This is a genomic window from Oceanidesulfovibrio marinus, from assembly GCF_013085545.1.
Taxonomy (GTDB): domain Bacteria; phylum Desulfobacterota; class Desulfovibrionia; order Desulfovibrionales; family Desulfovibrionaceae; genus Oceanidesulfovibrio; species Oceanidesulfovibrio marinus.
On record NZ_CP039543.1, the window covers coordinates 648,860 to 671,767 of the forward strand.

18 protein-coding genes are annotated in these 22,908 nt (G+C 58.6%); 5 read left to right on the forward strand and 13 right to left on the reverse strand.

Going from position 1 to position 22,908, the window contains the following annotated elements; translation table 11 throughout:
- The first annotated feature begins 30 nt into the window (after positions 1-30).
- The 3 genes from phnE (E8L03_RS02945) to E8L03_RS02955 are packed head-to-tail and all read left to right on the forward strand — an operon-like array spanning position 31 to position 2,351.
- Positions 31-897: a phosphonate ABC transporter, permease protein PhnE gene (gene phnE, locus E8L03_RS02945; RefSeq protein WP_171266516.1), complete on the forward strand. Its 867-nt coding sequence runs from the start codon at positions 31-33 to the stop codon at positions 895-897.
- A 4-nt stretch (positions 898-901) separates the two neighbouring features.
- Positions 902-1,726 carry a phosphonate ABC transporter, permease protein PhnE gene (gene phnE / locus E8L03_RS02950; protein ID WP_144305665.1) on the forward strand — a complete coding sequence of 275 codons (825 nt, stop codon included), beginning with the start codon at positions 902-904 and terminating at the stop codon, positions 1,724-1,726.
- Between the two features lie 16 nt (positions 1,727-1,742).
- Positions 1,743-2,351, forward strand: a complete 609-nt coding sequence (locus tag E8L03_RS02955) for a DapH/DapD/GlmU-related protein (protein ID WP_171266517.1) — start codon at positions 1,743-1,745, stop codon at positions 2,349-2,351.
- An 81-nt stretch (positions 2,352-2,432) separates the two neighbouring features.
- On the opposite strand, the gene E8L03_RS02960 is transcribed toward E8L03_RS02955, so the two are convergent.
- Together E8L03_RS02960 and E8L03_RS02965 are read right to left on the reverse strand one after the other, a co-directional pair.
- Complete coding sequence (locus E8L03_RS02960; protein WP_171266518.1) at positions 2,433-3,128, reverse strand: DUF1045 domain-containing protein; 696 nt, start codon at positions 3,126-3,128, stop codon at positions 2,433-2,435.
- On the reverse strand, positions 3,128-4,267 hold the full coding sequence (locus E8L03_RS02965; RefSeq protein ID WP_171266519.1) for an alpha-D-ribose 1-methylphosphonate 5-triphosphate diphosphatase: 1,140 nt from the start codon (positions 4,265-4,267) through the stop codon (positions 3,128-3,130). Before E8L03_RS02965 ends, E8L03_RS02960 begins: the two co-directional genes overlap by 1 nt.
- Before the next feature lie 1,014 nt (positions 4,268-5,281).
- Here E8L03_RS02965 and E8L03_RS02970 point away from each other — a divergent pair.
- On the forward strand, positions 5,282-6,709 hold the full coding sequence (locus tag E8L03_RS02970; protein ID WP_171266520.1) for a sigma-54-dependent transcriptional regulator: 1,428 nt from the start codon (positions 5,282-5,284) through the stop codon (positions 6,707-6,709).
- A gap of 98 nt (positions 6,710-6,807) precedes the next feature.
- A complete protein-coding gene (locus tag E8L03_RS02975; protein WP_171266521.1) occupies positions 6,808-9,462 on the forward strand; it encodes a PAS domain S-box protein in 2,655 nt (884 codons plus the stop codon).
- 31 nt (positions 9,463-9,493) lie between these two features.
- Here the strand turns inward: E8L03_RS02975 and E8L03_RS02980 are convergent, their stop codons facing one another.
- Genes E8L03_RS02980 through E8L03_RS03030 form a run of 11 tightly spaced genes read right to left on the reverse strand, consistent with a single transcriptional unit; the run spans position 9,494 to position 22,900 of the window.
- Complete coding sequence (locus E8L03_RS02980; protein ID WP_171266522.1) at positions 9,494-10,438, reverse strand: glycosyltransferase family 2 protein; 945 nt, start codon at positions 10,436-10,438, stop codon at positions 9,494-9,496.
- Positions 10,439-10,480: 42 nt separating this feature from the next.
- On the reverse strand, positions 10,481-12,298 hold the full coding sequence (locus tag E8L03_RS02985; RefSeq protein WP_171266523.1) for a right-handed parallel beta-helix repeat-containing protein: 1,818 nt from the start codon (positions 12,296-12,298) through the stop codon (positions 10,481-10,483).
- A complete protein-coding gene (locus E8L03_RS02990) occupies positions 12,295-13,449 on the reverse strand; it encodes a glycosyltransferase family 4 protein (protein ID WP_171266524.1) in 1,155 nt (384 codons plus the stop codon). The genes E8L03_RS02985 and E8L03_RS02990 overlap by 4 nt, the downstream gene beginning before the upstream one ends.
- Positions 13,450-13,485: 36 nt before the next feature.
- Entirely contained in the window at positions 13,486-14,805 is a 1,320-nt protein-coding gene (locus E8L03_RS02995; protein ID WP_171266525.1) for an O-antigen ligase family protein, read from the reverse strand.
- The gene (locus tag E8L03_RS03000; protein WP_171266526.1) at positions 14,802-16,364 is read right to left on the reverse strand and encodes a lipopolysaccharide biosynthesis protein; all 1,563 of its coding nucleotides are present in this window, start codon (positions 16,362-16,364) and stop codon (positions 14,802-14,804) included. Before E8L03_RS03000 ends, E8L03_RS02995 begins: the two co-directional genes overlap by 4 nt.
- Positions 16,361-17,485, reverse strand: coding sequence for a glycosyltransferase (locus E8L03_RS03005; protein WP_171266527.1), 1,125 nt, complete (start codon positions 17,483-17,485; stop codon positions 16,361-16,363). Before E8L03_RS03005 ends, E8L03_RS03000 begins: the two co-directional genes overlap by 4 nt.
- Positions 17,482-18,543 (reverse strand): glycosyltransferase family 2 protein, encoded by a 1,062-nt coding sequence (locus tag E8L03_RS03010; protein WP_171266528.1) that lies wholly within the window; start codon positions 18,541-18,543, stop codon positions 17,482-17,484. Before E8L03_RS03010 ends, E8L03_RS03005 begins: the two co-directional genes overlap by 4 nt.
- Positions 18,540-19,112, reverse strand: coding sequence for an acyltransferase (locus tag E8L03_RS03015; protein ID WP_144305677.1), 573 nt, complete (start codon positions 19,110-19,112; stop codon positions 18,540-18,542). The genes E8L03_RS03010 and E8L03_RS03015 overlap by 4 nt, the downstream gene beginning before the upstream one ends.
- Before the next feature lie 26 nt (positions 19,113-19,138).
- The gene (locus tag E8L03_RS03020) at positions 19,139-20,281 is read right to left on the reverse strand and encodes a glycosyltransferase (RefSeq protein WP_171266529.1); all 1,143 of its coding nucleotides are present in this window, start codon (positions 20,279-20,281) and stop codon (positions 19,139-19,141) included.
- Positions 20,268-21,524, reverse strand: coding sequence for a glycosyltransferase family 4 protein (locus tag E8L03_RS03025; RefSeq protein WP_171266530.1), 1,257 nt, complete (start codon positions 21,522-21,524; stop codon positions 20,268-20,270). Before E8L03_RS03025 ends, E8L03_RS03020 begins: the two co-directional genes overlap by 14 nt.
- The gene (locus E8L03_RS03030) at positions 21,521-22,900 is read right to left on the reverse strand and encodes a phenylacetate--CoA ligase family protein (RefSeq protein WP_171266531.1); all 1,380 of its coding nucleotides are present in this window, start codon (positions 22,898-22,900) and stop codon (positions 21,521-21,523) included. The genes E8L03_RS03025 and E8L03_RS03030 overlap by 4 nt, the downstream gene beginning before the upstream one ends.
- Positions 22,901-22,908 lie beyond the last annotated feature (8 nt).

Consider the following 22,908-nt stretch of genomic DNA (forward strand, 5'->3'; position numbering starts at 1 on the left):
GACGCCATGCAGGATACGCTTCTTTCTCCCATGCCCGGTCAGAGTTGGCCCGAGGTTGTGGAACGCGCACGCATCGAGCATGCGCAGGCCAAACGCGGCAGGACCATGCTTTTCGCGGGCGTCTTCATCGCCGTGCTCTTTGCATCCGCCTGGGTTGGCGAAGTGCGGATAGGCTCCTTCATCGAAGGCATCCCCGGATTTTTCAACTACATCAACGACATCGCGCCGGTCATGCATGCCCGCTCGCTGGGGAGCGACCTCCAGGAGTGGTACTGGGCCCTGGACAAGTGGCTCATGATGCTCCTGGACACCGTGGTCATCGCCTTCACGGGCACAGCCCTGGGCGCCATCGGCGCGTTCGTGTTCTGCTTTCCGGCATCGCGCAACCTGATGAACACCCACTGGCTCTACTTCGGATTCCGCCGTCTGACCGAGTTCTGCCGCAGCGTGCCCGAGCTGGTCTGGGCCATGCTCTTCGTCTTCTCCTTCGGCATCGGGCCATTCGCGGGTGTGCTCGCGTTGGCCATCCATACGGCCGGCGCCCTGGGCAAGCTCTTTTCCGAGGTCAACGAGAATGTGGACATGAAGAGCCTCGAAGGAGTCAAGGCCTCGGGCGGCAACTGGTATCAGATGATCCGCTACGCCGTGGTCCCTCAGGTATTGCCGAACTTTCTTTCCTACACGCTGCTGCGCTTCGAGGTGAACGTCCGCGCTGCGTCGGTCATCGGGTTCGTGGGTGCCGGCGGCATCGGCCAGGAGCTGATGTTCGTCATCCGCCAGTTCGTCTACACCGACATCAGCGCCATCGTGCTGCTTATCATCTTCATGGTCTCGCTCATCGACATCTCCTGCGAGCATCTGCGCCACCGAATCATTCATATGACAGGAGGGCAGTAGATCCATGGACGCAGTACGCGAACGCCTGGTCAACGGGCCTGATCTCCGGCAGCGGGCCCTGTCGTACGGCGCGTGGGGCGCATTGGGGCTTGCCTTCATCCTGGGGCTCTGGCGCACTGGATTTTTTGATTTCTCGATGATTGCCACAGGGCTCGGCAAGCTGGGCAACGTGCTCGCCTTCATGCTCCCGCCTGCGGCGCACGGATACTTTGGCGAGTTCGCACTGGCAATCGCCCAGACACTCGGTATGGCCTTTCTGGGCACGCTGCTGGCCAGCCTTGCCGCGGTGCCGCTCGGCTTTCTCGGCGCGAAGAACGTGATACCGCAGTGGGCCTTCCACTTCGGGCTGCGCCGGGGGTTCGACACTGTGCGCGGCGTGGATGTGCTGATCTGGGCGCTGATCTTCATCAACGTGGTCGGGTTGGGGCCGTTCGCAGGCATCCTGGCCATTGCCGTGTCCGACACTGGCGTGCTGGCCAAGCTCTTTGCCGAGGCCATCGAGAATGTGGACCGCAAGCAAGTGGAGGGCGTACGCGCCAGCGGAGCGAACCGGGTGCAGGTCATGCGTTTCGGCATCCTGCCCCAGGTGCTGCCTGTGATGCTCTCCAACTCCCTGTACTACTTCGAGTCCAACACCAGATCCGCCACCATCCTGGGCATTGTGGGCGCGGGCGGCATCGGCCTGCAGCTCTCGGACCGCATCCGCGTGAACAACTGGGACGAGGCCTGCTTCATCATCCTCATGATTCTTGTCACCGTCTCGCTCATCGACATGCTGTCCAGGACCATCCGCATGCGCATCATCAACAACCCCGACTATCGACCCTGACAGGGCATCGGAACACATGAAACAGCTCGGTACGCATCCCTTGATAGCCTCCACGGCCACGGTCACAGACTCGACATTCGGCGCGTTTGTGGAAGTGGGCGAACGCACCAAGGTGGTGGAGTCCTCCATGGGGGACTACAGCTACATCGTCAATGACGGCAGCGTGATCTACACCACCGTCGGCAAGTTCTGCTCCATTGCGGCCTTCGTGCGCATTAATCCGGGCAACCACCCCATGTGGCGCGCCAGCCAGCACCACTTCATGTACCGCAGCGCGCAGTATGATCTGGGCCAGGACGACGATTCGTTTTTCGACTGGCGTCGCGGACATCCCGTGCATATCGGTCACGATGTCTGGATCGGCCACGGCGTAACCATCCTTCCCGGCGTGACCATCGGTACAGGCGCGGTGATCGGCGCCGGCGCTGTGGTCAGCAAGGATGTTCCGCCGTATACGATCGTGGGCGGGGTGCCGGCCAAACCGATCCGGGAGCGGCACCCGAAGGCGCTGCAGGACGCGTTGCTTGAAATGGCCTGGTGGGATTGGGATCACGAAACCCTGCGGGAGCGGCTGCACGACTTCCGCACTCTGGACGCAGCCGGCTTTGTGGAAAAGTACGGCTGATGAATTCTGGATTCATGCTTCAAGGCCGCCCGGCAATTGCCCGGCGGCCTTTCGTTTTTCTGGCACGAGTTGGGGGTGAGATCAGGAAGAACAGAAGGGAAAGCGATCGATGATGGTGAAAGGCTCTTCCCGCGAGGGCTGATGGAAGAGTGTGACGGCGTCCACCGTGATTGGCTCGGCCAGCGCATCGGCGAAGTAGAGCCCGGCGGCGTCGAGCATGGCGCGGCGCAGCTCGTTTTCCTGCACACGGGAGGTCAGGGTCATGTGGAACCGGAACTCGTCCAGCACGTACGGGTAGCCCCAGCGGATCAACAGGGCGTCCTGCCGCGGCGTCAGACCCGCGGCTCTGCGCTTTTCCAGCTCCTTTGCGGCAGGCGGGGCGCGGAAGCCGTCGAACTCGATCACGCAGGCGGCGGCCAGGGCGCGCAGCTCCTCGCTGGGTGTGGTTTCCTGCAGGGCCACGAACCCTCCCAGCACACCGGGCGCTAGATGCAAGCCAAAGGGCTGTTGCTGTTGTGCGAACTCGGCGACAGAGGCGCGCAGCTCGTCCTCAGTCCGCGAGGGTGCCAGGGCAAAGGGCGGTTTGAGCGTGGCGTGGAAGCCGTAGTGCCGCGGCGACGCCGTCCGCTCCATTAGAATATCAGCCGGAATGCCGGGGAGCTGAGGCTGTGCGCACGTGTCTCCCGTGGCTGCGTCCCTGCCAAGCCAGGTGGCGGCCAGCACGGCGAGTGCGCTGCCGGGCTCCGGCGCGAAGTACAAACCGTAGCGTGCGGTCATCAGATCACCCTGCGGCCTTCACGCCAGACGCCCCGGACCACCGGCACGTCCTGGAAGATCCGGACCTGCACCAGATCGGCGCGCTTGCCCACAGAGAGCTCGCCCCTGTCGTCGAGCCCGAGGACATCGGCCAGGTTCGTGGAAACGGTGGCAATGGCTTCAGGCAGCGGCAGGCCAACCTTCTGATGCAGCAGAAACGCCCCGTGGATGAGGCTTTTGGGCGCGTAGTCCGAGGACAAGGCGTCCAGCAGCCCCTCGGCCGCCAGGTCCAGGGCCGAGACATTGCCAGAGTGCGAGCCGCCGCGAACCACGTTGGGCGCGCCCATGGCCACGGTCAGCCCGCGCTCCTTGATGGCCCGTGCAGCCTCCATTGTCGTGGGAAACTCGCAGATGGACACGCCGGACTCGATGGACTCCTCCACGTGCTCCAGGGTGGTGTCGTCGTGGCTGGCCAGAGGGATGTTCCGCTCGTGGGCCATGGCGACGATGGCCTGGCGGTTGGGCTCGGCATAGAGCCGCTGCGCTTCTGTCCGTTCGGCGATGACCCGCGCTGCGTCCTCGTCGGTCCACTTCTTGTCCGAGTGGTAGAGCCGCCACTTGGAGAGGTCGGACCACTGGCGCTGGCCCGGCGTGTGGTCCATGACGGAGACGAGCTTGAGCAGCGGGTCGTCCGCATGTTCCGAGAACAGCGACAGGGTGTGCTCGTCGGCCAGCTCGCAGCGCAGGTGCAGAAAGTGCTCGGCGCGCAGAAAGCCCTGATCCCGGCCTTCGTGGTTTGCCTGGATAGAGCGTTTGAGCAGGGCCTTGCGGCCGTTGCCGCGCATGTACTCGCCGACAAAGATGGAGTCGTAGACCGTGGTTATGCCCGAGCCCATCATCTGCACATCGTGTGCAATGAGCGCGGAAAGGGCCGACGGCCACTCCACTCCGGGCCTGGGGATGAGATGCTTCTCCAGGTTGTCCGTGTGCATCTCGATAAGGCCTGGCAGCAGGTAGTCCCCTTCCATGTCCACGGCCGGCTGCGCCGTAGCTGTGCTTGAAATGTCCGCGATCATGCCGTCCTGGACGGCCAGGGAGCCGTCAAGCACCCCATCGCGTAGTACCATCTTGGCATTATTGAAAATTATCGACGTGTTCATTGAATTCCTCGTTTGGTTCCGTGCAGGCGGCGCCTGGTGTGCATCGGACGTTGAGACGCGATGCCGTGGCCGCCAATCAGTCACAGGCATATAGCACAAAAGGGGCGGTTGCAAAGCGGTGTCACGCTATTTTCACTGTAATGAAACATTATATGGATGCACTGCTGCACAAATAACGGATTCGTCTACATCAAACATGCAGAGGTTGGCGTGCAGACACGCGTTTCGTGGGCGATTCAAAAGACACAGCCTGTCCACCGGCGAGGGCCCTGTATGAGATCCCATGCGGCAATGGGGCTCTTCGACGCCCGCAGCACCCCTGGCTACGCACCCTCTACGGCAGCAGTGTCATGACGAGCAGGAGTTCGAGGCGTTGCTGGAGGAAGTTCCGGGCGCCTGACGACAACTCTGTGGGACGGCCTTCACCTTTGGTTCGAATAGAATTTGCCACCCGCGCGGCGCGACAGTGAGTAGTGTAATGTGCTGCAATATTGATGTTTGTCTGTAGCTCTGTTTTTTGTAGGTTTTCGGGCAATCGGACGTAAGTCACCAGAAACAGGAATGAAACGTCGTTTATGACCATCGGAAAAAGGAGTTCTGATGCGTCATGATAGATAAAATAAATTAGTGCATTTTCAATCACTGGAAGCATGATAGATGGGAAAAATACTGTTCCCGAATGGAATGGTCGTGATTTGTCAAATAAAATTATACGGCAGCAAGACCAAATTCATATAACCATGGAGTCCGGGTGCAATAAAGACGAATGTTCTGTCTACTATTCTTTGACAATCAGCATCATCGAGCAGCACTCTGGAAAACAAACGAGCCGGATTCAAGGGCGGGGAGGGCCATATGTGTATGCGTATGACGATAGTCTCTTGCCTTTGCGCTTTCTGTGATGTAGCAAAGCATATATACAAAAAATAGAGGTTGGTTTGGTTCGTTCATCCGGGGGGCGGGACGAATACTTGGCTGATCAATCCCCCCCACATTACGTAGTGCAGGTGGGGCATGGAGACAATTCTGGTCGTCGATGACGATCCGATTTTTTGCGACATCCTCAAAGAGCTGCTGGCCGACGAAGAAGCGCAACTCGACGTCGTCTGCACTTTGAACGCCGCGTTCAAGGCGCTCGATCATGCGCCGTACGATCTGGTGTTGCTGGACGTGCACATGCCGGAAGGCAACAGTCTCGATCGGCTCCATGTCTTCAAAAACGCTTCCTCCTTTCCCGAAATAATCGTTCTCACCGGGCAGGGCGACCCGATTGGCGCCGAGCACGCGCTCAAGCACGGCGCACTGTACTATCTTGAAAAGCCTTCGAGCGGCGATAGCATCCGTTCCGTTGTCCGGCGGGTGCTGGAGTACCGCCGCAACAAGAAGCAGTATGCCAGCGACGGATTCGCTGCGGAGCACCCGATCATCGGAACGAGCTTCAAGGTTCAGGAATGTTTCAGTAATGTTGTCAAGGCAGGTCAGTCGAACGCCAACGTGCTGATATGCGGCGAGACGGGCACGGGCAAGGAGCTCTTTGCCCAGGCCATCCACCGGCAGTCTTCGCGCAGGGATGGCCCGTTTATCGTCATGGACTGCACCAATATTCCGTCGAACCTCGCCGAATCGCTCCTTTTCGGCCACCGGAAAGGGTCTTTCACGGATGCGCGGGAGAGTCATACCGGTCTGTTCAAGCAGGCCGATAAAGGCACCATTTTTCTCGATGAGATAGGCGATCTCAGCCTGACTGTGCAGCGTTCCCTGCTGCGCGTGCTCCAGGAGCGCCGCTTCCGGCCCATCGGCTCGCAGGTGGAGGAGTCGTCGGACTTCCGTCTGATCGCGGCCACCAACGTGAACCTGAAGCAAAAGGTCCAGGAAGACGTATTCCGCGAGGACCTGTACTACCGACTCTCGGGCCTGACCATCGAGCTGCCGCCTCTGCGGGAGCGCGATGACGACATCATTCTGCTCATGCGCCACTATGTGGAAAAGATATGCCGGGAGCTGGGCGTTCCCAAGAAGGACATATCGCGATCGTTCTTGAAGGACGTGGAGGCGTACCATTGGCCAGGCAATGTGCGCGAGCTGGTGAACACGATGTATGCGTCCATATCTGCGGCCAATGATGAAGCTTCCTTGTATCCACATCATCTACCGACTGAAATACGGATAGCCTCAGCCAGGAACAATCTGCACGACAACATGGCGGACAATGCATGTGTGTGCCCTCTGATGCAGGAGGAGACAGCGCTCGCCATCGGTGAAAATGGTTCTTTTCCAAGCTTCAAGGAGTACAGGGATAATGCATTGAGAAAAGCGGAGCGGCATTATCTGAAGCACGTCATCGTCAAGGCAAACGGCGATGCAAGGACTGTGTGCAGCTACGCGGACTTTTCACGTGCGCGTTTGTATCAGTTGCTCAAGCAGCATGACATGAAACTATAGCGGCTAAGAGACGTTTTTCATGCGCCGTTGTTCCATTGGGGGGGACGAACAATGCATGGAACTGAGGTAACAGTGTGTGCGCGAATGTGGGGCGCGCCATGCTGAGCACCAATGATTTCTCGGTACGCTTTCCGGTACAGGCCTTCCGCGCGACTTTCGACGGTCGCATCGTCTGCGCCAATACAAACCTCGTACGGCTCCTGGGATACGACGCACCCGAGGAGCTGTATCTCGCCATGAGCAACGGGTACCTGGAGCAGTGCTACCCAAGGCCCGGGCTGCGCGATCTGCTGTTCCAGAAGCTTCGCAGCCATGGGCAGGTGGACGGCTTCGAGATCCCCATGCGCCGCAAGAACGGCAGCGTTTTCTGGGCCGCTGTCCACGCCTCGGCGGTTTCCGGAGCGCACGACGGCGACGCCGTGGTGGAAGGATTCCTGCTGGACATCACGGCCAAGCACTCCATGCAGGAAGTCATACAATCGAGCCGCGACACGGTTCGCAACCTGCTCGATTCCATGGAGAGCCACTCCATAATGCTGCACGAGGGGGGCACGGTCCTCGCGGTCAACAAGGCCTTTGCCTCCTGGCTGAACCTTTCCTTTCATCAGGTGGTCGGTGCCAACATTTTTCACACGGATACCGTTGTCCGACTTGGATCGGAGCTTCTCGAAGGCATCGAGAACGTTCTGTGCAGCGGCATGGAAGCGAACGTGCTGGAAACCTCGGGCGGCGAGGCCTTTTCCACGGACATCCGCCCGGTGTTCAACGGTGACGGCATGCTCAGGCACCTGGTAGTCAAACGCTACGACCTGAGCAAGCACCGCGCCCTGCGCGAGGCGCTGCAAGAGAGTGAAACGCGCTACAACTCACTGTTTTCCCAGGCCGGAGACGCCATCTTCATCCACGACTACCAGGGCCGGATTCTGGATGTGAACCCAGCGGCGGCGTTGCTTTTGGAATCGTCGCGCGAAACCCTTATTAATGAAAATCTTTCAACATTTCTGGAAAAGGGCACGTCCATCCAGTCTCACTTGAACGAGGACTACAGTCGTGCGCCACTGCAACAGGCGTTCGAGGTGGTGTGTGTCACCAGCAGCAAGCGGCGGGTCTGCCTGGAGCTGACGGCGCGGCCGGTGGATTATCACGGCCGGCGGTGCATTCTGTGCGTTGGCCGGGATGTGTCCAGGCGCAAAGACGTGGAGCGCAAGCTGTACGAGGCCAAGCGGGCGGCCGAGGAGAACCTCCGCCTGAAGGATGAGTTTCTGGCAAACGTGACCCACGAACTGCGCACGCCCATGTCCTCGATCCTGGGTCTGTCGGAGTTGGGGCTGCTCAAAAACGAGGCCAGCGACCCCAAGACGTATCTGAAAAAAATTCACGCCGTCTCGGATCAGCTGCTGCAGCTGGTGAACAGCATCCTCGACCTTTCGGTGCTTGAGGCCGGCAAGCTCGCGCTGGAAGACGAGACCTTCCATTTCGACGAAATCGTCGGGACGGTTATCGATACCCTGCAGTACCAGGCGGATCAGGCGGGCATCCAGTTGTCGGCCGAAGTGGACCCGGATCTCGTGGGCTTCTACCAGGGCGATGCGCCCAGGCTGCGGCAGGTGCTGCTCAACCTGACTGCAAACGCCTTGAAGTACACGAACGAAGGTCAGGTCGCCGTCAGCGTCAGGCCTGCGCGTTCCTCTGCGCTGGCGCAGGGCGAAGGCCTTGTGCCTATCGTCGTGGAGGTGAGCGATACCGGCATTGGCATCGCGGCGGATCAGATTGAGTTCGTCTTCGAGCGGTTCAGGCGGCTGTCCCAGGAGGGGGCCAAGCGAATACGAGGCAGCGGCATCGGCCTGGCCGTGTGCAAGCGGCTGGTGGATCTCATGGGCGGCAGCATCTCCGTGCGTAGCGAGCTGGGCGTGGGCTCCACGTTCTCTGTGATGGTGCCGGTGCGACGGGTGGAAGAGATGCCGGCGGCGGCGACAGGTTCCGTCCCGTTCGTCTCCAGGCGGCCGTTGCGCATCCTTCTGGCCGAGGACGACTGCATCAACCTCAAGATGTACTCCGAAATACTGGAGGAGGGCGGGCATACAGTGGATTGCGTGCTGGACGGTCAGCAGGCCGTTGAATCGTTTATGCGCGCGGATTACGATCTCATCCTGCTCGATGTGAACATGCCCGTGTGCGATGGCTATGGTGCGGCCAAGCGCATCCGTTCACTGGAGCCGATCCGGCAGAAGCGCACGCCGATCCTGGTCATGTCGGCATTGCCCGAGCACCGGATCGTGGGCGAATGCGCCGTGCACGGCATCGACGGCTACATTCCCAAGCCTGTGACAATGCAGGATTTGCTGCAGACGATCGATGCGCACTCGTCCGGGGAATCAGTCGGCGAGGCGGCGAAAGACGAGTGTGTGACGGGTGAACGCATCGTGGACTTTTCTCGACTGCAGGAGCAGTTCGATGGCAAGGAGCAACGCATACGATCCGTCTGTAACAGCTTTGTGCAGAACGCTCCCCGATACATAGAGGAGATGGAAGAAGCCTTGGCGGAATGGGACGGCGAACGGCTGTACCGCGTGTCGCATTCGTTTTCTTCCGTGGCCAAGGTTTTTGGCAGTGCAACCGCGGTGGAGGTTTGCCACGATGTGATGAAGGCGGCCAAGAGCTGTGACTGGAGTGCTGCGGAAAACAAGATTCATAAGACAAATGGTGTGATACAGAAGATGTGTGAGGAGATTGGGAAGATGGCTTGGGAGTAACGTTTGTGAAGAACAAAACATACCATTCAGATTAGTACATATTTCTTTCTCGCCGAATAATAATTTTTACCAATTCCTTCCAGAGTGTCATGTATGTTAGGTCATTACATGCTGACAAGAAAAAATGACGATAAGCATTGTATCGGTTTCCACTGCTTAATTGGGCACGCCCAGTTGTGCAATGAGTCATTGCAAAGGCGCGCTTCTTTGCTTTTTTGCTAATCTGTGTTGCAATTTTTTCATTAAGAAGATTCTTGTGCATGATCTCCCACGCGTGATCCAGCCTGCATAAAAGCTTGTTGGACATTTGTCCTGTGTGGCCAACGCGATATGTGACGAGTGGAGCATCGACAAAGTCAAATTCATATCTTGCCGCAAGCCGTATCCACAGGTCGTAGTCGATACCCATATCCAATGATTCATCGAAGCCGCGAGCATCGTTCAGGATTGATCTTCGTGCGATTGATGAAGAGAAGCACACAAAGTTGTCGATGAACATATGGTCGAGAACATTACCTCTGTGCAGCGGTGGGTGATAGAATGTCCGTATGACACCATTAGTGTCTAGTATTCTGCGCTTGGAATACACGACGCCTACGTTGGGGTTGGAAAATAATGGAAGTTGCATTGCCAGCTTTTCTGACTGCCAAATGTCGTCCGCATCCAGAAATGCAACAAACTCGCCTTTTGCTTCTCGTATTCCCGTGTTTTTTGCGGACGCCTGCCCGGCGTTCTGTTGGTACACGTACCGCACCCGCGGATCATCAAGATATCGAGAGACCACATCCGCCGTGTTGTCGGTCGAGCCGTCGTCGACAACGAAGGCCTCCCAGTCCGTGAAGGTCTGGTTAAGGACAGAATCCAAGGCTTCGCCAACGTATTGTCCGTAGTTGTAACAGGTTATGATAATGGATACGGCAGGTGTCTCCTGGCGCATGCCTTGCTTGGTGATTGCTGGTGCTGGTTTTCTGGTCACTTTCGCTTCCCCTCTGTTCACAGTCGAGACATGCAGTCACCATCAGCGCATTTGTATTGTGAACACGTCGTCAATTCGTTGTGGATTCAAAACAGCACCAGAAACATATCCACCGGCATGAATCTGGATAGGGACTTTCGTATATTTGACCCAGCGTGGTCTAAAAAAATGACCGCCATTGTTGTTCCTGTTTGTGTACGCTTGCACTGGAACATGAAGAATAACTTCCCCATGGCCATCTGTGGCTCTTTCCTGGGTGGTGGCTTCATTGCTTAGAGTCATGGCGACATGGGTCTCCCGCACGGGAGAACCATCAGGGTTCAACAGATGTAGTGTAATGGTCTTTTCCATGATTACGTCCTGGACATCTTCAGCGCGCGAGGGGAAAGCAATATCGTCCTGTTCTGCGTCGACATATCTATTATTCAAAAATCGCCCGGTGGCCGGCCGATAACGATACAGGTTCTTGATTGTGTGGAAGTCCGAATTGTCGCCGATGCGTATGATGTCGTTGTTCTCGAACAACGGATAGCCGCCGCTGTGCCCGTAGTCGTCCCCCAGCAGGATGGGACACCAGTCGCTGGCGATGATATTTTCCCTGAAAACCAGGTCCGGGCTGGTGTTGAGGCAGACCACGCCCACGGCGACGGTCTTGGCGTCCGTGCCCTGAGCCGTGGCGGCGATGATGTTGTGGTGAAAGAGTGCGGATTGCTTTGCATCGGGCAACCCTACGAAGAGCGCGCGGCCCCAGCTGTCCATGCCGTTGGGCAGGCCGTCCTCCTTCCCCAGAACCAGAAAGGTGTTGCACCATGCCTCCACCCCGTCGTTCTTGCCCCAGGTCATGCGCAGGCCCGCTGACCCGGCCGATCCGTACTCCCCGCTCGCCGCCGTGTTTTGCGTCTCCACATAGTTGGTGTGAACCTTGACTCCAGGTCCCGGCCAGATGCCGATGGGATGCGCTCCCGCGCCGAAGATCTTGTTCTGGTGGATGACGCCGTCGGAAATACTGACCCCGAACGAGTTCGTGACGACGCTGTTGATGTGAATCTCGTTGTTGTTGATGTCGGCAGTCTTTCCGTGAACACGAATGCCCATCTGACGCGCATTGTTGATCACGTTATGGTGGATGCGAACGGTGTCCAGGCCGATATCATCCACCGCAGTGACTCTGATGGCGTCTATGCCCTGATGGCGGTTGGTCACCTCGCGGCCGTTGTCTATCAGCTCGCAATGACCGATATCCGCGCCCAGGCTGCCGCGGACGAAAATCCCCGCAACATCGCGGCCTGAGTAGGTCAGTGACAGCCCCCCCAGGCGCAGCTTCTTTGCGGAAAGGCTGAAAACCGGGTTGCAGCCCATGCCGTGCACTTCGCCGGCGCACTGGTTGCTGCCTTGGCGGATGAAGCCGTTGGCGACCTGTACATCTTCGAGCCACCACTTCTCCAGGTGGACGCCGCAGCCTTCCTCCGATTCATTGTAGACCACCGAGTGGCCGTTGAGGTCGAGCGTCACACGCGAAGCGGCTATCCGGAAAGCGGTAGCCGGCGCAACGATGTCATTCTGCAGGATGTAATGAGTGTCCGGCTGGTCCAGCAGGGAAGGGCCTTGCAGCATTACGGTGTGTTTGCGCGGAATAATGTCCATATCCTGGCGGCCTGCGCCGATGTCCATGTCCCTGCGTGCAATGGGGCCGGGCGCATCCGGAGGCGTCATGGCCAGTACCTCCTCCAGCGTGGCGGCACGGGCGGGCGGAGTCGCCAGGAGAAGGATGAAGACGAGGGCAAGAATCAACCAGCATCTATCACAACTGGGGATGTGGCCACGAAGGAAAGTGATGGTTCGTACAGTGTGGTATTTCATGCAGCAGTCCTCTTTGGGCGCGATGCGTTGCGCTGGTTGGCGATGACTGTGTTCATGAACTCCAGGAGTCGGTTGGTGCTTTTTCTTGAATCAAATCGAGCACATGCCTCAGCTGCGAATGCCTGAGACCGCGCAGACGTGTCCCGCCGTGTGTCCATAGCCGCGCGCATGGCGTCGGCCAGGGCCTGTGGATTTTCTGGCGGCACCATCATTGCCGGGGTATTTGCCAGGCTCTCACGCAGGCCCAGGCAACTGGAGGCGATCAGCGGCGTGCCGCTGCACAGCGCCTCTACGGCGACAAGCCCCCATGCTTCCCAGCGCGACGGCATGACGAGTGTATCCACGGCGGCGTATACGCGTCGCGGATCGGCCTGAAACGGTATTATGGTGAACAGGTCGTACAGTTCTCGGCAACGGATTTCCTCGCAGGACTCACGCACATAATCCCCGGAAGCCGCCGCAAGTATTCGGAACCGGCGGTTTTCGGCAGCAAGCATGCCGGCCGCGTCCACCAGTATGTCAAAACCCTTCTGCGGCATCATCCTGCCCAGAAATCCGAAGACAAATTCGTGGTCCGCAATGCCGAGCTCATGGCGCAAACCGGCATGCGTAAGACGGCATCCGGCAAACCATGCGGTATCGATGCCGTTTTCGATGACGGTTCTCGGGGGGTGGTTTTGTCTCAGGCCCGGGATATCATTTTCCACATTTTTCAAAATGTCGTTGCTGACAGCGTGTATGCCGTCCAGGCGTCGAACGATTGAGGAAAGCGCAGCTCTCTTCATACTGCCTTTCCATCCCGAAAGGAGCCGTTCTTCAAGAATGCCATGCAGGGTGAGCACATTCGGCACGCCGGCCAGTCGGCACGCCGGGTAAGACGTGGCGGCGGAAATGAATCCCTGGCTGTGCACGATACTGTACGATGTTCGGCGCAGCTCTGTATGGACAGCTTTGGCGATCCGCGCGCAACCATCGCCGCATGTGACGAGTCTGGCGCCGAGCCTGGCGGCATCCTGGCGCAGGGCTTGAAGTTCGTGTGTTTCCGGTGCGACGATCGTAATCCGGCACGTTTCTGAGACGTGGCCATATGTGTACCGGATGTAGGTACGAATTCCGCCGAGGGGCCAGCGGGCAACGATCAATATGTTCATGTCTCGTGTCATGGTCCGTTACTACAGTGCACGATGTCAGAACTGGTGGATGGACATGCCAAGAGACGCAACAGTTGATGGGAGTCGTTTCTGTTCTTCATTGATGATATGTCTCCGCAATGATGCTTTGGCATAGACCAGCAGTTGTGCAATGCTCACGGCGAAAAATGACGAGAACAGCCAGTTGAAGCGAAACATGTTGTGGCCAAAGTTCCCGTTGAAAAGGAGCATGATAAGCGCCATGCTTGATGCCTTGCAGAGCCGCGAGAGCATGTCGAAATCCGGAGGGCTTGTTCCTGATGCTGTGTTGTACGTTTGAAGCGCGCGGAGCTTTCTGGTGTTGCGGCGTAAGGTCAGCCATGTGCAGGTTACAAAGGCGAAATATGCGAAAGCGCCCAACCCGCCCAGCTCGCCGAGGATCTGCCCATATAAGTTGTGCGCCTGAAAACCGTTCAAGGTGAACGTAGTGTTGTTTGGTCCGACTCCGAAAAGTGGGTGGGATGTAAAGAGGTCGATGCCATGCAAGAGGCCTTTGATGCGTCCTTCTGCCGAACTTTCGGCGGACTCGGCAGCCGGCGCCACGGAAGGATCTATGATGGAGAGAAAACGGAGCCGGTGCTTGTGAGGAGTGAACTGCCAACCGCCGATGACTACAATCACGGCCAGCAGGACCATGGCGAACTTGCGCTTGGCCTTGAGGGAAATCATGACCAGAAACAATAAGCCGGTGACGAGGCCGCTGCGCGAGCCTGTAAAAAGAATGGCGATGGGCGCGAGCAGGGCATAACCCAGTAGTGCGAGGCGCTGCCAACGAAAAGCGAGCCGTTGCCTGCCTGCAAAAGCCCAGACAAATGGCAGCGAGTAGCAGATTGAAGCAGCAAAGGAATTGGGGTCCCCGTTGGTTGAGTCGATGCCATACATTCGTGCAATGCCCATGCGGTACATGTATCGGCCATGGAAAAAGTATTCATTGGCCGATTTGCCCACGTATAACAGCATGGTTCCCAAAAAGGCCAAGGCGATCCGCCGTATCTGCCGCGGCTCGTGAATAGTGGATACCAACACGACATAGAATATGAGTGACTTGCTGTACTTCCATGTTGATTCAAAGGCGACTTGCGAGTGGGAAGAGAGAGCGCTGGAAAAGATGAGCACCAGGAAAAAGAAGAGAAGCCACATGTGAGCGGCGGTCATTGTAAACCGTTTGCGATTGTATACTAGAGCGCAAAGGACAAGGATAATCATGTAGATGCGCTCAAGATGAAAGCTTCCCAGGGCCGACCAGAATTCGTATGGTCTGAAGATGTAGAGGAACAGATAGCCGGAAACTATGTTGGCCATTGCCATGGGGCTCATCGGCGCACCTCCATGGCTGGCTCCGGAGCAGCGGGTTTTAATCTGAGCCGTTTTCGAATCAGTTGGGATGCAAACGCGCGCTCATGCCGATTCAGCGAAAGCGCCCAAGCAAGAGGGGCATACAGGGCAAAAGCGCCGGCCGTTGCTGCGAATAGAGTGGTATAGCTTGGAACGGAGGGTACTTGGGACAGCCACCACAATACTGCCGCGAACACGGTCAGGGGGAAAAGCACCCGGAGGTGGCAGCTTGTTATCAGTCTGCGCAGTGGGATATCGACTTGCGATTCGAGCCGGTAGAGGTACAAGCCCTGCTGGCAGATGGCCGACACCAAGCCGGCCAACGCAGGGCCGACAATGCCGAGCGCGGGGATCAGCGCGACTCCAAGCATGAGCGCAGCGATGGAGGTGCATGCGTTGGTGCGAACAAAAAAGGCGAGTGAGCCGCTGCCGAGAATGATTCTGCCAAAGAGTGGTTGCACGCCGTTTACAGCCATTTGAAGCGCCAGAATCATCACCACCGGGCCTGCGAGCTCGGCATACGTTGGATCGATCCATAGCTTCAAAAACATTGGCCCAAGAAAGAGAAGCATAATGTATATTGGACCAGTCACCAAAAGAAGGTAGCGAGAGTACTGAAGATACACTTCCTTGATGGCGTCCTTTTCGCCGCGCGCGGCCAGCTCGCTAAACAGGGGCATGAAGCTTGAGCTCAAAGCGTAGATCAGCTCTTGCGCATAGGCAGACAGTCTTTTTGCCACGGTGAAATATGCTGTCCAGGTTGTCGTAAGCAGCATGGAGACAGCCAGTGGCATGGCTGTTTCATTGAGGCGAGTGGCGGTCGAGGCCGTGAATATTCCAAAGCCGAATCTGCTGATTTCATGGATGCTTTCTCGTCCAATGAGCATCGGTGAGACTCGAAATCCGGAGTGGACTGCATGGCAGGTTAAAGCGAGGGCCAATGCTACTGATGCATCGAGCCCGAGTTTGAGCCAGGCCAGGCCAAGAAGCCCGAACCCGGCCTTGAGCAGTACCCACGTGGCGACAAGCCTCGTCAGCCCAATGCAGATATCGAGCTTGCCCCGCAGGTGGTATTGTTGCAGACCGAGCGTAATGCCGATGAAGACATTGCTGCAGAATACGAAGATTGCATTGACCCCGATCAGCCGGAGCAATGGAATCGCGACGTTCATCTCCTCTGGTTTACTCACGATGTAATGCATGAAGTGTGGCAGAACGAACCAGCAGCACATGAAGGTCCCGATACCGAGAAGAACGAAGAACACAACAGCGGTTGATGCAATGGAGTTGAGCCTGTCGGTGTCTTCTCTGCCCTTGTAGTGCGCGACCAGCTTCATGGTCGCCTGTTGTACGCCCATGTCCAGTATTCCGGCATAGCCGAAAACCGATAGAACGATGGCCCACAAACCGTACTGTGAATCACCGACAACCCTGATGATCATCGGCGTCAGAATGAAGACCACGCCGAAGTTCACCAGGAAGCGCAGCAGGTTCCAGATCGTGTTGCGCCCGATCAGCGAGTGCAGGGATGTAGGCGTCATTGTGCGCTCCCGGCAATCGCCGCGTAGAGTGATTCATGTGCGGCCACGCACTGATCGAGTGAGTAGCCTTCCGCCTTTCTCCTGCCGGATTGGCCAGTGGTGTTGCGCAGGGACGCATCGGCCGCAAACCGCGCAATGGCATTTGCCAATCCGCTGTAATCCCCGGCCGGAACAAGGCTGCCGGTAACGCCGTCGACAATGGTCTCCCCCACGCCGCCTACATTGGTGGCCACCACGGGCAGGCCGGCCGCCATGTACTCGATCACGGCGTTGGACATGCTCTCCGAGTCGGAGCAGAGCACGCCAATATCGAGGCCCGGCAGCATTGCCGGGACGTTCTCGCACCGTCCGTGGAACCGGATCACGCCATCCAGCGCGCGTTCCCGCACCAGAGCTTCCAGCTTCTCCCGCTCGTCGCCGTCGCCGAACAGATGGAAGCGGGCATTAGGGTGGCGGCCCCGGACGATGGCCGCTGCCTCGATCAGCAGGTCGTGGCGTTTTATCGGTCTTAGATTGGCGACGATTCCGACGCTGATTTCGTCGCGTGACATGCCCAGGGCCTGTCGCGTGCTCTCCCTGTCGCCATTCATTGGCCAGGGAAACTTCGAGAGGTCGAGACCGTTGGGGATGATCCGAATGCGTTCCGGGGCAATCCCCTCGTCGCGCACCATCTTGTCCATGGTGCTCCGCGAGTTGGCGATGAATGCCGTGGTCAAGCGGTTGAGGATGGGCTGAAGCCGTTTATCCAAGCCGGTTTGCCAATACCCTTGGTTTCGGCGCGTTGCGATGACAGGCACTTTGCCGGCCAGGCGAGAAGCGCACACACTGGCGATGGTGGAGTCGCGGAAGTGGGTTTGAACCACGTCTATTCTTCTACCGCGCAGAAACCCGGAGAACTTGCCAATGCCGGCGATACTGGCAGGGTGTTTGAAACCTCGTATGCTCACGTTGTAGACAGGGCAGGGCAACACGCTCTGCTCGATCCAGTCAGATGGGCGAAGCACGCAGAGCACCGGCGCAAAACGGGTGCGGTCGAGTCGCTCCAGCAGGTGCAGAAGCTGGCGCTCCGTGCCGGCAGTGGCCGACTCGATGGTGTCGATGACAAAGGCGATGTGGATCACTGGTTTGCCTCCGCCGGGTGCACCGGGTATAACGCGCGGAGCCGGGCCAGGGCCGTGCGGACCATGCCCGTGACGAATCCCATGCCGAGCCCGAAATGGATGGTGAACAGGATGGTGGGCAACCACAGCAGGTGTCGCCAACCATGCACACAAGCGATGGCTGTGGACTGCCCCAGCACCAGTGCTATGTAGGCCGCCATGAGCATGGCGAGGAGAACGGCCGGAGCGATCGGTCCGCCGGCAATTGAGACCAGCAGGGAAGCGAGCAGCAGGCATACTTCCAGGAAAAACGCCGGCGGCACGAGAGTCTGTACGCCCAGCGTCCGGGGATGCTTGCAGAAAAGCCGCCAGCGTCCGTAGCCGTAGCGTCGCATCTGGCGCAGCAGGTCGAGAAGAGACTCGCGAGGGTAGTAGCGAACAGTGAGTCGCGGGCTGGTGTAGCAGGTGAGCCCGGCGCGCTCGACCCGGTAATTGAACTCCACATCCTCACAGGCATCAAAGGATTCATCCACGAATCCGACGTGGTCGAATACTTCGCGGCGATAGGCGGCGCCGTTGCTTTGTGGGCTGGCAAAGCCTTCATGCTGGCCGTAGATGAGAGAGTTGCCGGCGTGGCCAATGCGGGAGGCTCGCGCCAGGGCCACAGCGTGCTGAAATGGTGTGAGGCCGGGAGGATCGAGCGGTTGCGGCCGGCCCAGGCAGTGGGCGCCGCTTTCGGAAAAGCAGCGGGCGGTTTCCGAGAGAAGGTCCGCACTTGGGATGTGGCAGTGGCCATCGATAACCAGGAAGACGTCGCCCTTGCCCTGTCTGAACCCGATATTTCGTCCGGCTGCGGAGAGCCCGCGCGGATTGTTGAGAAGCTGTACACGGCCATCCGCCGAGGCGATGCGCTGGACGATCGTCTGCGTGCCGTCATCACTGCCGCCATCGACCACGAGGATCTCGAACTGTTCATGCGGATAGTCCTGGCTCAGGAGGCTGCGCAGGGTGAACGCAATGAATGTTGCTTCATTGCGCACTGGCATGACTATGGTGATGAATGGAAGTGGAAACATCATGTCGACTGAAGATTTCTAATGGTTCGTGCAGGGTTCCCCGCAATGACATCATAATCCCCAAAGGGCTTGGTGATGACTGCTCCAGCTCCTACTATACATTGCTGCCCAAGATCGGCCATGACGATTGAATGATTACCAAGCCAGCAGTTTTCTCCGATAATAGTTTCGGTAAATTGCCCCTTGATATTCTGGATGGGCATGCCAAGCTCTATATGATGTTGGTTTTTTCCACTAAGAATGGAAACTTGACTTCCAATAGTTGTGAGCCTTCCGATTTTTGACATCCCGATAATCGTGTATGCTCCGATGTAAACATGATCACCAACTGAAGCTTCTGGATGAGAAAAGTAACTTCCGAAATCAATGTGTATCATATCTCCATAGCTAGATAACGTTCTCTTGTAATATGCAGATCGAAGATAGCTCCCAATAGTGCTTGGAATAAACGATAATAATTGAGCGAACGTGATGAATACAGACTCTTTCCTTGTTGTAGTATACGCTATAACTAATGGGAAAGTCGCAATTGATGAGATGATGCGGGCGAATATTTTCAAAGCTCTTTTCATGTGAGGTCCTTCATGGAGAACAGGTGTTATGGTCGAGCTTTTTCTGCTGTCCGCGAGGAAAACAGCGCATGCAGCAGGTTCATCCACTGTCTCGTCTGCCCGTCGAAGCTGAAGTCGCGTTGCACGCGGGCATAGCCGTGAGCGCCCATTCGCTCGCGGAGCTCAGGATCGTTCGCCAGCTCGAGAATATGCTTGGCCAGCCCCTCCATGTCGTTCGGTTCCACAACGAAGCCGTTTTCTTTGTGGCAGACGACCTCGGGGCAGCCGCCCACACGCGTCACCACAGCAGGTTTGCGGCAGGCAAACGCCTCCAGCACCACGTTGGGCAGCCCTTCCGTGTGCGAGGGTAGGGCGAAGATGTCGATGTGATGCAGCATGGCCAGTAGGTCCGGTCTGAACCCCGGCAGAAGGAAGCGGTCTTGCAACCCCACGTCTTGGATTCGTTTTTCGAGGGCCGGCCGCAGCGCTCCTTCGCCGAACACCACGAAGTAGGCGTCGGGGTTGGCGCTGCACACATGTCTGGCCGCCTCCATCAGCCCGATGTGGTTCTTTTCCGGCGACAGACGCCCAGCGCTGGCAATGATGACCGCCTCTTCCGGCAGCTCCAGCAGCGTATGCAACGATTCCGTCGACGGCGCCGGGATAGTGTCCAGAGCGATGCCGTTGCGGATGGTGGTGATCTTGTCCTTCCTGACGCCCAGGTCGAGGAGCTTGCTGCGCTGGCCGTCCGATACCGCCACCACGTGGTCCGCGAACCGCAGGAAGAGCTTGTCGACGGACTCATAGAGGCGGATGCGCCGCGACTCCCAGGTCCAGCCCCGCGAGACGGCTATCGTGGGAGTGCCGGTCAGCCAGCCGGCAATCCGGCCCAGCACGTTCGGCTTGTAGCCGTGCGTTACCAGCAGCTTGACGTTTTCCTGTCGAATGATTGTTCGAATCCTGGGCAACACGGAGGGATCAAAAGCGAATTTCGAATGGATCGTCTGCATGGCATAGCCGGAGTCCGCAGCCCGCGAAGCCAGGGGGCAAGGCCCGCCATTGCCGGGAAACGTTCCCAGGATCAGGCGGAAGCCATTGCCGGAGGCATGGCGGAAATGCTCCAGTATCTGGCGCTCCGGGCCTCCGATGAAGTTGGAGGCGCGCAGATGCAGGATGCTAGGCTGCTGCAACGGGCACTCCTTTGGCCGCGGCGTGTCGCCATGCTTCATCCTGAATGGCGGCTATCCCGTCCCAGCCGTAGCGGTTCATCACGGCGTCGCGGCCAGCAGCGGCCATTGCCGTGTAGTGGTCCGGGTAACGGAGGATGTCGATGCACGCCGCAGCAAACGCGCCAGGGTCGTCCTCTATCTGCAGATGGCGGCCGTGGGTCAGGTCCAGCCCCTCGGCGCCGAGGGTCGTGGAGAGCACGACCTTGCGCATGGCCAGGGCTTCGAGAATCTTGAGGCGGGAGCCGCCGCCGATACGAAGAGGCACGACCACCACGGCGGCCTCGGCCAGATAGGGGCGCACATCGTCCACAGTCCCCGTCACATCGACACCTGGGCATGCGGACCACTGTCGCGCCAGGGCTTCGGGCGGTTTGCGTCCGACAACGCGGAACACCGCATGGGGAAGCGTTTTGCGAACGCGTGGGAAAATTTGGTCCACGAAGAACTGCACTGCGTCCTGGTTGGGTCGCCAATCCATGGATCCGGTGAAGACGATGGACGATGCATCCTGCTCCGGCAGGAGCGAATGGCCAGGATGGAAGTAGTCCAGGTCCACGCCGTTGGGCACGACCACGGCGTTTGCGCAGCCCATCGCTTCGAGCTGGAGCGCATCTTCCGGGGAAACGCAGGTTGCGACGTCGAAAGCCGGGCACATGGTGCTTTCAAATGCGGCCATCCGCTTCCACTGGGTGCGGAGAAACGCCTTCTTCAAAGGGTTGCGGGTTGCTTCGCTATATCGGCGCCAGATCTGATGCTCCACATTGTGCGCGGCGAGCACGCAGGGGATTGCGCCCATGGCGTGGGCGATATTCGCAGCGTAGGGCGTCCACTCACAATGCACGATGTCGAATGTGCGATCGGCGAGGAGTCGGTCAATGGCTGTGCGCATGGCGATGGAGTCGTGGCGATCGACGACGAAAGGCTGGCTGGAACGCAGGTTCCTGAAGAGCGAAAAGTACAGGGATGGTCCGGATAACGGAGTCAGTGGGCTGGGCACGTGTACGATCTCCACGTTGTCCCATCCCTCGGGCTGCTTCTGGCCATCCTCGCCATGGCAGAGGAATACGATGCTATGCCGGGCCTGAAGGCGGCGCACCAGGTTCCATGTCCGCAACCGCTTGCCGGTGTTGGCGGGCCATGGCAGCTCCTCGTCGACGAGCAGAACGTCCAGCGCCAGGGGCAATGCTGCGGAGTCGCGCGTCACAGCTGGTCTCCTCCAAGCTCGGAAATGCAGAATCTGTACTTGCCGGAGCTTTCGTTCTGAATGCCATCCACATATTCGACGTCGTGGCGCATGGCGGTTCCGAAACGCTTCTCCACGAGCCGGGCCAGCGCCTTTCTGTCTGTTTCCGACCAGCCCTGGCCGGGCACGACGCGAAACAGGAGGTAGTCTATCTTGCGCTGCACGATCTGGAGCTGCCGGATGCCGGCGAGATCCATGGCGAAGTTCTCTGTGAGGGAGATGCCGGAGATGTACTCGCCCTCCGGCGTGCGGACATAATCCGCGATGCGTCCTTCCAGCGAGGCTAGGCGCGGATAGCTCCGCCCGCAGGAGCAGGGGCCCATGGCCATGCGGCCGGTGTCGCCGACCTTGTAGCGGATGAGCGGCATGCCGTAGTTGGTGAGATCCGTTACTACCAGGGCGCCGACCTCGCCGGGCGCGACCGGACCGCCACCGTTCAGGCATTCGAGCACGATGGTGTCGCAGTTGATGTGCAGGCCGTCGTGGACCTCGCACTCGCAGGCCAGCAGGCTGGCTTCCTCGCAGCCGTAGCGGTTGGTTACGGGGCAGCCGAAGACTGATTCGATCATCGCACGCTCGAAGTCGTGCAGCACCATGGCCGTGCTGATGACGCCGCGCGGGCGCGGGGGTTCGAGCCCTTTGCGTTCCACGAACCTGGCGAACAGGTAAAGGGAATGGGCGTGGCCGAAAAAGAGGGTGGGCTTGCGGCGCAGCACCGTCCGATGGAATTCGAGCATGGCCTGTTCGTCCATGCGCAGGGTGTCCAGGTAGACGGCCCGTTCCAGAAACGCGTTGCGCAGGTGGCCGCGCCAGCTCTTCTTGTACTCCGGGTTTCCCCAGATGCAGGCGACGACCTCGCCGAGGTTCCAGTCGGCCCAGCGGTCGTGGCGGATGGTGCAGGCGCGCTTCAGCTGGCGGCTCGCATCGTCCACATAAACGGCCAGGGAAACGCCTGTGGAACCGGAGGTCTTGCGTTGGATGAGCTGCTCGCGAGGGACGGCGCTGGAGAGCATGGTGTCGATGTTGTTGCGGATATCATCCTTGCTGAGGACGGGCAGGGCGTTGAAGTCTTGCCAGGTCCGGATGTCATCCGGTCGGATGCCGATGCTGTCGAACCGTTCTCTATAAAAGGCGGTTGTCTCGTACGCATGCTTGAGAACGGCCTTCAGCCGCGTCCACTGGTCGGCCTGCACCTCGTTCAGGCTGCGGTACTGCGACTCTTCCAGGTATCTCAGATGGTTCAGATACGGGCTGCGCTCCCAGAGCGCCCAGGCTGGTGCGACGATGTTCCGGGCCACGTAGGAGTACAGGTCGGGGCGATTTTGCGCTGATTGCATTGGCATAT

Excerpts from the sequence above, each read along its gene's own strand:
- E8L03_RS03015 (WP_144305677.1), bottom strand. The coding sequence starts at position 19,112 with ATGAAAAGAGCTTTGAAAATATTCGCCCGCATCATCTCATCAATTGCG.
- E8L03_RS02985 (WP_171266523.1), bottom strand. The coding sequence starts at position 12,298 with ATGAAATACCACACTGTACGAACCATCACTTTCCTTCGTGGCCACATC.
- E8L03_RS02955 (WP_171266517.1), top strand. The coding sequence starts at position 1,743 with ATGAAACAGCTCGGTACGCATCCCTTGATAGCCTCCACGGCCACGGTC.
- E8L03_RS03000 (WP_171266526.1), bottom strand. The coding sequence starts at position 16,364 with ATGACGCCTACATCCCTGCACTCGCTGATCGGGCGCAACACGATCTGG.
- E8L03_RS02975 (WP_171266521.1), top strand. The coding sequence starts at position 6,808 with ATGCTGAGCACCAATGATTTCTCGGTACGCTTTCCGGTACAGGCCTTC.
- E8L03_RS02960 (WP_171266518.1), bottom strand. The coding sequence starts at position 3,128 with ATGACCGCACGCTACGGTTTGTACTTCGCGCCGGAGCCCGGCAGCGCA.
- phnE (WP_171266516.1), top strand. The coding sequence starts at position 31 with ATGCCCGGTCAGAGTTGGCCCGAGGTTGTGGAACGCGCACGCATCGAG.
- E8L03_RS03010 (WP_171266528.1), bottom strand. The coding sequence starts at position 18,543 with ATGATGTTTCCACTTCCATTCATCACCATAGTCATGCCAGTGCGCAAT.
- E8L03_RS02965 (WP_171266519.1), bottom strand. The coding sequence starts at position 4,267 with ATGAACACGTCGATAATTTTCAATAATGCCAAGATGGTACTACGCGAT.
- E8L03_RS02990 (WP_171266524.1), bottom strand. The coding sequence starts at position 13,449 with ATGAACATATTGATCGTTGCCCGCTGGCCCCTCGGCGGAATTCGTACC.
- E8L03_RS03030 (WP_171266531.1), bottom strand. The coding sequence starts at position 22,900 with ATGCAATCAGCGCAAAATCGCCCCGACCTGTACTCCTACGTGGCCCGG.
- E8L03_RS02995 (WP_171266525.1), bottom strand. The coding sequence starts at position 14,805 with ATGAGCCCCATGGCAATGGCCAACATAGTTTCCGGCTATCTGTTCCTC.
- phnE (WP_144305665.1), top strand. The coding sequence starts at position 902 with ATGGACGCAGTACGCGAACGCCTGGTCAACGGGCCTGATCTCCGGCAG.
- E8L03_RS02970 (WP_171266520.1), top strand. The coding sequence starts at position 5,282 with ATGGAGACAATTCTGGTCGTCGATGACGATCCGATTTTTTGCGACATC.